The sequence below is a fragment of the Clostridium sp. ZS2-4 genome (assembly GCF_026719745.1).
In the GTDB taxonomy this organism is placed as follows: domain Bacteria; phylum Bacillota; class Clostridia; order Clostridiales; family Clostridiaceae; genus Clostridium_H.
This window is the reverse complement of the sequence record NZ_JAPPRQ010000055.1, coordinates 15,785-28,464: the sequence shown is the minus strand read 5'-3', so window position 1 is coordinate 28,464 and position 12,680 is coordinate 15,785. Positions and strand designations below refer to the sequence as shown.

The 12,680-nt window shown below is 27.9% G+C and carries 9 protein-coding genes; 6 read left to right on the top strand and 3 right to left on the bottom strand.

Going from position 1 to position 12,680, the window contains the following annotated elements; translation table 11 throughout:
* Window positions 1-98: 98 nt before the first annotated feature.
* Window positions 99-1,712 (bottom strand): PAS domain-containing sensor histidine kinase, encoded by a 1,614-nt coding sequence (locus OIO11_RS11435; protein WP_268071607.1) that lies wholly within the window; start codon window positions 1,710-1,712, stop codon window positions 99-101.
* Between the two features lie 294 nt (window positions 1,713-2,006).
* Between OIO11_RS11435 and OIO11_RS11430 the strand changes: the two genes are divergently transcribed.
* From OIO11_RS11430 to OIO11_RS11415, 4 genes are all read left to right on the top strand, one after another.
* Window positions 2,007-2,852, top strand: a complete 846-nt coding sequence (locus OIO11_RS11430) for a metallophosphoesterase (protein WP_268071606.1) — start codon at window positions 2,007-2,009, stop codon at window positions 2,850-2,852.
* A gap of 192 nt (window positions 2,853-3,044) precedes the next feature.
* The gene (locus tag OIO11_RS11425; protein WP_268071605.1) at window positions 3,045-4,397 is read left to right on the top strand and encodes a glucose-6-phosphate isomerase; all 1,353 of its coding nucleotides are present in this window, start codon (window positions 3,045-3,047) and stop codon (window positions 4,395-4,397) included.
* Window positions 4,398-4,615: 218 nt separating this feature from the next.
* Complete coding sequence (locus OIO11_RS11420; RefSeq protein ID WP_268071604.1) at window positions 4,616-5,059, top strand: YaiI/YqxD family protein; 444 nt, start codon at window positions 4,616-4,618, stop codon at window positions 5,057-5,059.
* Window positions 5,060-5,156: 97 nt separating this feature from the next.
* Window positions 5,157-5,825: a phosphatase PAP2 family protein gene (locus OIO11_RS11415; protein ID WP_268071603.1), complete on the top strand. Its 669-nt coding sequence runs from the start codon at window positions 5,157-5,159 to the stop codon at window positions 5,823-5,825.
* A gap of 102 nt (window positions 5,826-5,927) precedes the next feature.
* Here OIO11_RS11415 and OIO11_RS11410 read toward each other — a convergent pair whose 3' ends face one another.
* The gene (locus OIO11_RS11410; protein WP_268071627.1) at window positions 5,928-6,083 is read right to left on the bottom strand and encodes a hypothetical protein; all 156 of its coding nucleotides are present in this window, start codon (window positions 6,081-6,083) and stop codon (window positions 5,928-5,930) included.
* Between the two features lie 331 nt (window positions 6,084-6,414).
* On the opposite strand from OIO11_RS11410, the gene OIO11_RS11405 reads away from it, so the two are divergent.
* Entirely contained in the window at window positions 6,415-7,788 is a 1,374-nt protein-coding gene (locus OIO11_RS11405; protein ID WP_268071602.1) for a VanW family protein, read from the top strand.
* A 253-nt stretch (window positions 7,789-8,041) separates the two neighbouring features.
* Here the strand turns inward: OIO11_RS11405 and pulA are convergent, their stop codons facing one another.
* Window positions 8,042-10,186 carry a type I pullulanase gene (gene pulA, locus OIO11_RS11400; RefSeq protein WP_268071601.1) on the bottom strand — a complete coding sequence of 715 codons (2,145 nt, stop codon included), beginning with the start codon at window positions 10,184-10,186 and terminating at the stop codon, window positions 8,042-8,044.
* A gap of 192 nt (window positions 10,187-10,378) precedes the next feature.
* Here pulA and OIO11_RS11395 point away from each other — a divergent pair, with 192 nt between their 5' ends.
* Window positions 10,379-12,508 carry a triple tyrosine motif-containing protein gene (locus tag OIO11_RS11395; RefSeq protein WP_268071600.1) on the top strand — a complete coding sequence of 710 codons (2,130 nt, stop codon included), beginning with the start codon at window positions 10,379-10,381 and terminating at the stop codon, window positions 12,506-12,508.
* Window positions 12,509-12,680: the final 172 nt, after the last annotated feature.

The window sequence follows — 12,680 nt, the reverse complement described above, 5'->3', positions numbered from 1 at the left end:
AAAATATTATATCAAAAATATGGTTAACAATAGAATTATAGTAAATAACAAACTTTAATACTTGAATTTTGTTATAATTCACAATTGACAAGAGTAAGTCAGTAGTATATGTCGGAAAATTCAATATGAGCTTTGTGCAGAAAATCCTCTTCAATGGAGTTGTCTATAATAACTGATTCACTTTCTTCCAAATGTGATAAATCAGGAATTTCAATTAAAAATTCACTACCTTTATCACATTCACTGGTCAAAAAAATTTTACCTTTATGAATTTCTACTAAGGATTTAACCAGAAAGAGACCTATTCCCGAGCCTTCACGATTCCTGGAAAGTGATTTATCAACTTGAATGAATTTTTCAAATATATTTTTTCGATTTTCTTTAGGAATCCCCATTCCAGTATCTTTTACCGATATTAGTACAGATTTTTTTTTATCATAAGCTGTAATATAAATTGAACCTCCTGGATTAGTGAATTTTACTGAATTGGAAAGGAGATTTAATAAAATTCTTTCAAGCTTTCTAGAATCAAAAGTCATTATTTTTTCTTCTACAGTTGTATCAAAAATTAAATTTATATCATTTTTTTGTGTATATTCAATTACAGAAAGAGTTACATTTTCAATAAAATCTATTATATTCGCCTTTTTTAAATAAAGAGAAGTATGTCCTGCATCTATTCTTGTTATATCCAATAAATTATTAACTAGTCTAGTTAATCTGTAGCAGTTTTGCTTCATTATATTTGTGTATTTAATTATAGAATCTTTATTTTTGTCTTCTAAAAATTCTAAAAGCTGAATTGAACTCAATATTACATTAAGAGGAGTTCTGAATTCATGAGAAAGGTTGGCTAAAAATTCGTTTCGCATTTTATCGTATTCTATGGTTTGCTGTAATTTAATATTTTCTTCCAAAGTTTTTTTTCTGGCAGTGATATCAAAAGCAATACCTAGCATTAATGGTTTATTAGCAAAAAATATATATCCGTGACTAAATTCTAACCAACGCTCAGTTCCATCTTTAGTTATAATTTTTAACTCATGAGTAGGTGGAGCAGAATTAAATAAATACTGGCTAGATAAATATTTTTTGGCGGTTTTTCTAAAAGAGGGATGAATCAAGTCTTCAAAGTTCATTTGTAAAATCTCATCATTAGTGTAACCTGTTAACTTTTCCATATTATAGTTAACGTAGTTAAATTTTTTAAAATCATGTATCAATATTATTGCTGAAGTTATTTCTGCTAGGGTGTTAAATTTAATTTCACTATTGGAGGTTTTATTCCATTCACTACAGGCTGATATTTCTAGTTTATCAAAAATTCTTTCCAGACGATAAATATCTTTAACTTTATCTTCATTACATAAGTCACACTGGAAAATTAAATCAATATAGGCCCTTCTATAACATTTTACTGCAGCAAGAAATCCTCCAGAATCTATTTTCCTATTATGATACTTTAAAATATTTCCTATTCCTGATTGGCAAATTAATAAAAAAATATAATCTATATTTTGAGAATTTGTTTCCTGTAGATATCTGGATTTTAATATTAATATTATATACTTAGAAATATCATCAACAGGATTTTCCCAAATATCCGTACCTCCTTTGAATAAGTCTATTAGGTTAGTTAATTTTGCATATTTAATTACATTATTACATATTTTGATTCTGTTATTTTCTATTAAATTACAAACTTCTATCAAATCAATCCACACCTTCTTAAATATGTAAAAATTATTATACTATAGTTTTAATGTATTAGATATAATCATTTGCAAAAAGTTACAATTAATTAATAAAAAGTAAAGGGAGATGTACATAAGTATATTTAATCATAAAGTATAATTTAGTAAAAAGCACATGGTAATTATGAATAATGTGAATAAATTCATTAAAAAAGTATAAGAAAATACATATAGTAAAAATTGTAAATTAATTCAATTATGTGTTATTATATTTATATTAAGTTAAAAATGTATATACAAAGGAACAAAAGCATGAATAAGAACAGAAAAATAAAAATTTCTATTATAATATCCATTTGTTTAGGTATGTTTTTTTATTATCAGAATAATTTTATTGAAGTTACCAGTTTACAAATTAAAGCTAAAGAAATTCCACAAGAATTCAGCGGTTATAAAATTCTTCATTTATCAGATTTACATAATAAATTATTTGGAAAGAATCAAAAAAGGTTAGTCGAAGAAATAAGAAAAATCAAACCAGATTTAATAGTATTTACAGGGGATATAATAGATAGAAGAAGATATGATGAAAGACCGAGTTTAATTCTAATGAATGAAATTATAAATATAGCTTCAGTATATTATGTTACAGGGAATCATGAAATGTGGTCTGGCAAATTTGATTCATTAGAGAAAAAACTTAAAGATATTGGGGTTAATATATTACGAAATAAACAGAAAGCTATAAGAAAAGGAAAAAGTCAAATTCATATTATAGGTATAGATGATCCGGCTGCAAGTAGTTCATATAATGATGAACAAGTAGTGATAGGTAAGGAAATACAACAAGCAATAGGAAAAAAATATAATAATGAATATAAAATTTTATTATCTCACAGACCGGAAAAATTCCCTATTTACAGAAAAAACAATATAAACTTGATTTTATGTGGACATGCACATGGAGGACAAGTTAGATTACCTTTTATAGGTGGAATAATAGCACCAAATCAAGGTTTTTTTCCTAAATATACTAGTGGCGCATATCAGAATGGAAATTCTACTATGATAGTGAATAGAGGTCTTGGAAATAGTTTAGCTCCTTTTAGAATTTTTAATAGACCAGAAATTGTAGTTATTACATTGCATAAAGAATAGTTTAGCAGGAATGGAATAGGAAGAGTTTATGGGGAAAGAATAGTGTTTAGAAAGTATAAAAAAGAAGAACTTGATTTATAGGATTTTGAAAAAGTTTTCACAAATCATAGTAATTAGTATAACTTGAATTGTTTTCATAAATGCATTAGAATTTCTAAAGAAGTAAAATATATTTTATGGGAGGGTCAATATATGTCCAGAGGTTTAAAATTAGATTTATCAAAAGCTATGCCATATTTAAATGAGCATGAAGTTGAGCAGCTTCAACCAATGGTAACAGCAGCACATACTATGCTTCATGAAAGAACAGGTGCAGGTAGTGACTTTTTAGGATGGGTAGACTTACCAGTAAGTTATGATAAAGAAGAATTTGCAAGAATACAAAAAGCAGCAGAAAAAATAAAAAGCAATTCAGAAGCTCTTATTGTTATAGGAATAGGTGGGTCATATTTAGGAGCAAGAGCAGCAATAGAAATGTTAACTCATACATTCTATAATGTTGTTTCTAAGGATAAAAGAAAAGCACCACAAATATTCTATGTAGGAAATAATATAAGTTCAACATATATGTCAGATTTAATAGAAACTGTTAAAGATATGGATTTTTCAGTAAATGTAATATCTAAATCAGGAACTACTACAGAACCTGCTATAGCTTTCAGAATATTTAAGGATTTACTAGAAAAGAAATATGGAAAAGAAGGTGCAAGAGAAAGAATTTTTGCAACTACTGATAAAGCTAAGGGAGCATTAAGAACTTTGGCTAATACAGAAGGATATGAAACTTTTGTAATTCCAGATGATGTAGGTGGAAGATTTTCAGTATTAACTCCAGTTGGATTACTTCCAATAGCAGCGGCTGGAGTTAATATTGAAGAAATGATGAAGGGTGCTGCAGATGCACGTGAAGAATACAGCAATGCAGATCTTAAAGAAAATACAGCATATAGATATGCAGCAGCTAGAAATGCATTATATGCAAAAGGTAAAACTATAGAAATGATGGTTAATTTTGAACCATGCTTACATTATATGGGTGAATGGTGGAAACAATTATTTGGAGAAAGTGAAGGAAAAGATGGAAAAGGAATTTTCCCAGCAGCTGCTGATTTCTCAACTGACTTACACTCAATGGGACAATACATTCAAGAAGGTATAAGAAATCTTTTTGAAACTCAATTAAATGTAGAAAAACCAAGAAAATCAGTTATTATAGAAGCAAATGAAGATAATCTTGACGGATTAAATTTCTTAGCAGGAAAAGATATGGATTTTGTTAATCAACAAGCATTTAGAGGAACTGTACTTGCTCACAACGATGGTCAAGTTCCTAACATAATAATAAATATTCCAGAATTAACTCCATATTATTTTGGATATTTAGTTTATTTCTTTGAAAAAGCTTGTGGATTAAGTGGATACATTTTAGGAGTAAATCCATTTAATCAACCAGGAGTTGAAGCTTACAAAAAGAATATGTTTGCACTTCTTGGAAAACCAGGATTTGAAGATATGAAGGCTGAGTTAGAAGCAAAGCTTCAATAAAATAAGTTAGAGTTAAAACAAATTAATTAGGGACTGTAGATAGATTTAAAATATATATCAATATCTATCTACAGTCCTTAATTAAATTTTAAAGTTATAGTGGAGATTATAGTAGAGGTAGGAGTGTTAGGATTAGATGTTTTGCTGATACAAAGTTAAAATATATTAAGATGTATAATTATGTTACAATAATAACAGCATAATGAGGAGGAGTGGTTATGAGAATAATAGTAGATGCAGATGCTTGTCCAGGAAAAGAGTATATTGAAAAGGCAGCAAAAGAAAACGACATAGAAGTGATAATGTATAGTGACATAAATCATGTGATACATAGTGATTATAGCATAGTAAAGATAGTAGATAGTGGATTTCAAAGTGTGGATATGAAGATTGCAAATGAGGCTAAGTCAGGAGATATTGTAGTTACTCAAGATTATGGTGTAGCGGCTATGGTACTGGGGAAGAAAGCTTATGCTATAAATCCTAAGGGGTATATTTACAGTGATGATAATATAGATAAGTTACTTTTTGAAAGACATATGTCATCAAAAATTAGAAGAAGTGGAGGAAAAACCTTTAATCCCAAAAAAAGAACAGAAGAAGATAATAAAAGATTATATATTAATATTTTAAGAGTGATAAAAAATGCCAGCAAAGAGTAAACTGGAATTTCTATTATTTTATATAAATATAAGATTATTTATTCAAATAGTGAGTATAATTGTATAGTAGTAAAATATTTAAGAAGGTGACAATAAAATGGATACTATAATAAAATTTATTAATGAGCATAAACATTTTTTATATTTGCTTATATTAATACCTTTATTAATTTGTTTTAGCTTTTGTCAAAGGTTTTTAAAACCAAAGTATATAATGTACTGCAGTTTGGATAATTACATACCATTTTTAAAGATATTTATTTTAGCATATATGTTTTGGTTTATTTATATGGGAATAAGTTTTGTATATTTTGGATTAAAATCTAGAGATGACTTTATGAATCTGGCAAAATTTCTTTTCTTAGGAATGGGTATAAGTTATATAATATTTGTAACACTGCCTTCAGGTCAAAACTTAAGACCTGTTTTGAAGGAAAATGATATTTTAACAAAGATGGTTGGATTTATTTATTCTATAGATCCGCCTACTAATGTATGCCCAAGTATCCATGTTATAAATTCTATAGGTGTAAATGCTGTTGTGTGGAACAGTTCCTTATTTGCAAATAATAAAAGAATAAAAATTTCATCAGCTGTTGCTATGACACTTATATGCTTGTCGACTCTATTTATAAAGCAGCATTCTTTACTTGATGTAATTGCAGGAATAGGACTTTCATCTGTATTATATACGTTTATATATACTATTCCTGGGGTTAGAAAGAAAACAGAAGAAGTTGCGGATAACTTAAATAAGGAAGTTTAAAAACAAAAGTTTAGGGAGTGTAGTCACTACGTTGAGACTACACTCCCTAAACTTTTGTTTATTCAATTTGACAGTATTTTAAAATTAGCTCCAGCGTTGCGACTAAGGAGTCCATGTGAGTTCTTTCATACGAATGAGAAGCTGTCTGGATTTTGTAAATACTTTTTCATCAGAATTTCCCATGAATCCACCAACGAATACTATGGGTAAAGCACCGTTATATTTTATTTCACGAACCATTCCTCCCAAAGTATCAATGTGAGCAGAAAAAGTTCACTGATTTTCTTCATTTTCTCCTTTAAATGTAACTATTATGACATCTTTATTGGTAGTTCGATATGGTATATTTAGAGTAGCAAGTTATGTTTTTATATAACTTGTTAATTTATCAATATACCAAGAAGGACTTGGTATAGATAATATGTTTTTTAGTAATATTTAAGTTTATCTTGTTTACTTTGCATAGTATCACTCCTTTATAGAAATTTTAACATATACCTTAAGGATAACCAATGTAAAACAAATATTATATATATATAATTATTTGATATTTTATAGTATAATAAACTAGAAAGAAGGGAGAAATGACATGGGTAGAACAAAAAGAAATGATAAAAAGAAAAATGTAAAAAGAATGACAAAATTCTTTTTTGCCGCTGTTTTACTGGGGATTTCTGTTATCGGAAGTTATGGATATTTCACTACTCAAAAATGGAATAATTTAATTTTTCCTAATGTTGTGGTTGAGAATATTGATTTAACAGGAAAAACAAAGGAAGAGGCAATTAAGATTTTAAGTGATAAGTATGGAAATCCAGTACTTAATAGCAAGATAAACATTAAAACTCAAAACAGGACTTATACTATAAGTTATTCAGGATTAAATGCAAAATATAATATTACTCAAGTTGTTAATGAAGCTTATACATATGGGAAAGATTTAAACATTATTTCAAAATATAAGCTTATAGCTAAACCTAAAAGTAAACAATATGAACTTAAATTTTCCTATGATGAAAAACCAGTAAATGATACTATACAATCTATAAAAAAAGATATAAACAAAAATACAAAAGATGCTAGTATAAAATTAGAAAATGGGAAATTTAATATAATTCCTGGAACTAAAGGGGTTGAATTAGATGAGGCCAAGCTAAAAAAAGATATTTTAGCTAAACTGAATAATAAAGCTAGTGGTGACATAAATTTGGAAGCTCCTACTAAGGTTTTAGAGCCTAAGATTTCTACTGCGGCTTTAGAAGCAGTAAATACAAAAATAGGTTCTTTTTCAACTAATTACGCTACATCTTCACAAGCTAGAGCTACAAATATCGATGTAGCAACTAGGAGTATAAATGAAACGTTAGTAATGCCAGGCGATACATTTAGCTTTAATGGAATAGTAGGAGAAAGAACTAAGGCGAGAGGATACCAAGAAGCACCTGTAATTGTTAATCAAAAACTTGAGTCAGGACTTGGTGGAGGAATATGTCAAGTGTCATCTACATTATATAATGCGATTTTACAATCAAATATAAAAACTACAGAAAGAGCGCATCACACTTTTCCATCACATTATGTGGATAAAGGATTAGATGCAACGGTAGATTGGGGAAATATAGATTTAAAATTTAAAAATACATTTGATTACCCAATATATGTTGAGGCAGGAACTAATAATAGAAATGTGTACTTTAATTTATATTCCAATCAAAAACTAAAACAAAGAACATATAAAATAACTAGTGAAGTTTACAGTACAATAGAACCTACAACCAAGTATATTGATGACCCAACTTTACCAGCTGGAAAAGAAGAGGTCGTAAAAAACCCTCATACAGGATATAAAGTTAAAGTTTATAGAGATATCTATGAAAATGGTAAATTTGTTAAAAAAGAGACAGTTTCTAATGACTATTATGTTGCAATAAATGGAGTTATTAAGAGAGGAACGAAGAAATAATAGAATAAAATTGTGAAACAATTTTATTCTATTCACCAGTCGCCAATCTCCAGTCCCCAGACAATGACGTTTTGCTAATGCAAAACTAAAATTAAAATAAAGCAAAATAGACTTAAAGTAGATATAATCTATCTTTAAGTCTATTTTAATTTATTTTTATCTAATTGTTCTTAATTGTTTTTATTTTTTTTCTTTACGCTGGGGATTGGTGATTGGCGACTGGGTAATATAAGAATGTTGCTTCGCAACATTCTTATAAAGCGTAGAACACACTCATACATAAGCTATCCACTTCAATTTTATCAGAAGTTATGGTTTCCATAGAAATAGTATCAGCGTGATATTTATCAACTACTTTATGCCAAGTTTTTTCTGGAACTTGTAAAGTTACAGGATATCTATTGGCATTGTATACAACCAAGATGCTTTCCCATAAATCTCCATTGGCATTATCCTTAAGTATGAATGCCAATGTGTTACTAGGGATATTTTCTATAAATTCTAGATGATGTTTTATATCTTTAACTGAATACATTCTAAAGGCTGGGTGTTCTTTCCTTAGTTTGATTAGACCTTTATGATATTTATATACATCTAAAAATTCAGCCTTTCTATCGTAATCTAAACTGTTTATGATGTCTGGAGAATTAAAACTATTTTCAATTCCGTTTTTTGTGCGGCAGAATTCAACTCCAGAATGTAAAAAAGGAATTCCTTGGGAAGTTAGAACTATAGCACTTGAAAGCTTAACCATATTTTTTTTATCTTCTATTGTGTCATTGCTATTACTAAGCTGAAATTTATCCCATAAAGTATTATTGTCATGGCAGGATACATAATTTACAGATTGTTCTGGAGATATAAATATTGTGTTAGAACCTTCAATTGAAATAGTACATCCAGTTACGCACTCTCTCATTTTATTCTCTAAATTTTTTTCACCACTAACGAATCCTTTATCAAATTTTGAAAAAACACTGCCTTTTATGGTATCTCTAATTATATCATTAAAAAAAGCTAGATTTGGTATTTCTTTTGCATTTTTTAAAGTTGCTCTTAAACTTTCATCAAGGCTAGTATTTAGATTCCAACCCTCGCCATAGAGCATTATATTTCTAGTGAAATTTTTAAAAGTATTATATATGCACTGCATAGTATTTATATCATGAATTCCCATAAGGTCAAATCTGAAACCATCAATATGATATTCTTTAGCCCAATAAAGAAGAGAATCTATAATGAATTTTCTCATCATTTTATGCTCAGATGCAGTGTCATTACTACAGAAACTCCCATTGGAATAGTTGCCATTATCATCAAGTCTAAAGTAATATCCAGGGAATATTTTTTCAAAATTGTTTTGTGTTCTATGGAACATATGGTTATATACAACATCCATATTTACAGAAATATTTTGAAAATGTAAATGCTGTATCATTTTTTTTATTTCCAAGATTCTACATTTGGGATCATAAGGATTAAGGGAAAAAGAGCCTTCTGGTACATTATAATTTTCAGGGTCATAACCCCAATTATAATTTTTAAGGTTCTTTTCATCTATACTCATATAGCTAAAATCAAAACAAGGCATAAGCTGTACATGAGTTATTCCAAGATCTTTTATGTGAGATAAACAAGTGGGGAGGTTCTTCTTTGATAAAGTGTTATCTTCAGTAAGAGCTAAAAACTTACCCTTTTGAATAACTCCACTGCTATCATGCATAGATATATCTCTAATATTGATTTCATATAATATAGCATCGGTATTATGTTTTAGTTCTAGCGATGTGTCTTTGCCAAAGTTAGGAGGATTAGTATCTTTTAAATCAATAATTGCAGCTCTTAATCCATTTATTCCTACTGCCACAGCATATGGGTCAACTGCTTCTTGGGTACAATTATATGCTGTTACTTCATAGGTGTAATAATAATTTTTTAAATCTTTATATATGGATATATTCCATACACCATTTTTTTCTTTCATTTTATATTTTAAAGGAGTTTCAGCAACTGCTGGATCACCATTTTGGTAAAGTAGTAAATAAACAGAAGAGGCAGCAGGGGACCATAGTTTGAATGTAGAAACTTTAGGGGCGTAAATTAGTCCCAGTGTATCATCATAATAGAATTTTTTATTAAATTCAGAGGTTAGAAATATATCTTTGTATAGAGCTTTTGCTTTTATACCATCATAAATAATATAACAATAATCTTTTATAGTAATTTTTTCATCAATAAATAGCAGAATAGAATTTTCGGTAGTTGTAGTATAATTATTTATATGTAAAGTTGTATCTCCATTTTTAACTATAAGTTTACTTATGTTAAAATTTTGTAAATTATTTGTACTGATTAACAGTTTATTAAAATCTAATACCCTAGCAGTAATATTATACATTAAAACCCTCCTAGAATGTAAAAAATGGTACTTAAATATTTTTTATTATAAACTTTAAATGTAAAAGAGTCAAAATTTAAAAAGGTAGTTAAGAAATAATATTTAAAATATAGTGAAAATATACCTTTTACAAAATATGGGATTATAGTATAATGTATAATAGAAGGTAGAATAGGGGCAGGAGAGGGTAATATGAATGAAATTATTATTGGTTATAATAAAGAATCTCCACAAAAAAAGAATTCTGAGATTAAGATAAATATTTTAGATAAACCAAAAGAGGATTTATTATTTAAATTTATTGTAGGTTTTGATGGAACGTGGGAAATTCTCAAAGATTTCGGTAAAAATGATAGTGTAATATGGAATCCTAAAAAGGAAGGAAATTACATTTTGATGATACAAGGTAAGGAAGAGAATAGTACTAAACCTTTTGATTATGTGTCTAAATATGAGTATATGATAGGGAATTCTACGTGTGATGAGTCTATATTGATTACAAATATAGACTTAAATAAAAAAGAGTTTCATGTAGGAGAAAAAGTTCACCTTAAAGTAGATACTAAAAAAGATTCTGTTTTATACAGATATATGATAAAGGAAAATGAAAAGTGGATTTTAGCGAAGGACTACTGTGATGAAAATGAGTTTACTTGTAGTGTTAAAATACCAGGTTTACATGAAATACTAGTTCAGTGCAAGTCTATAGATTCATCAAAAAACTTTGAAGATGCAAAAAAGATTGAATATAAAGTTGTAGAAATGAAAAAATTAGAGATAAGTAACTTTAGGTGTTTAACTTCTGAATTATTAGTAGATGAGGAACTAGTTTTTGAAGTTGATGCAGAATATGATGATGCCAGGTTGATATTATATAAATTTGTGAAACTTAATCCCGATGGACAAGCTAAATGCATACAGGACTATTCTACTAAAAAAATTGTAAGTTATAAAGAAGAACACAGTGGTGATTATAAACTTCTATGTTTAGCTAAGGACATGTATTCTCCTAAGGAATATGATGATAGAGCTATTATTTATTATCAGGTTAAACTTTACAAGAATGTGAAAATATTAAGCTTCACAAGTGATTTGAGTTCACCACAGATTATGAGTAAAAATATTATATTCAAGGCTGTGGTCAGTGGTGGAAAAGAGCTTAGATATAGATATTTAATTGAAGGAGTAAAAAGTGAAGATTCAGGATATATAAAGGCTAATGAATATACATGGGAGCCTAAGGAACATGGAGAATATAAAATAACTTTATATACAAGAGATGTTTCATGCAGGGATAAGTATGAAGACAGTAAATCTATAACATTCAGTATCGATGAAATACCTAGAGAACCTGTAAAAATAGATGAGATAATTTTAGATAAAAATAGAAGTTTGTTAGTTAGGGAAAATGTTCAGATTAAAGTAATAGCAGGAGGAGGAATAAAACTTTTATATAGTTTTGTAGTAAGAAAGGATAATAATGATATAGAGAAGGTGAATTTTAGTGAATGTAATTGGGTGAATTTTATCCCAGAAGAAGCAGGAAGATTTGAAGTTGAAATCAGAGTTAAAGACAAGTACTCAGATAAAATATTTGACGCACATGAAATAATTCACATAGATTCATATAAATATATACCTGCAAAAATAGATTATATTTTAATGGAACCAAGGGAATATTATTTACCAGGAGATCAGATAGCTTTAGATATTATTACTCAGAATACTAAGGAAACTTTATTAAAATATGTGCTTCAAATAAATGGCCATAAAGTTGAGGAAACAGACTATGTAAAAAGTAAAAGATATATACTTACGCCTAAATACAGTGGTAAATATGCAGTAAAAATATATGTGAAAAATGAAAAAAGTGATAAAGAATTTGACAGTTCCAAGAATGTTTTAATTGTTGTTAATGAGGCATTACCTATAACTAATACTAAACTTAAATGTGACAGATTTAAGTTTAGTATTGATGATCCTATAGAAGTTACTGCTGAAAGTAATGGAGGAAAAGATGTAATTTATGAATTTTACTTAATGGAAAATAAAGAATGGAATTTAGTGCAGAAATATAGTAAAAAAAATTATTATAACTTCATACCATTTACTAAAGGAATTCATAAAATTTTGGTTCTTGCTAAAAGCAGTTATAAAAAAGTTGCTTATGAGGATTATTATATGATAAAGATTAAAGTAACTGAAAAATTGCCTTTGGAGGAACTAATTAGAAATAAAGAAATAATGGAAATTAGAGAAACAATACAGAATGATCCTTTATTTATGAATTTATCAGAAGAGGAAAGAAAAACGCTTATGTAAATCTAAAAGTACTCTTGAACTATAAAGAGTACTTTTAATGTGAAAAAAAACTTGCAGCTAATTATAAAAAATGATAAAAAACAATCATTTTTTATAATTTACATACAATGTTATAAAATATATTTAAATATATTTTAATATATGCATGAAAGTACAAAAATAGTTTGATAAA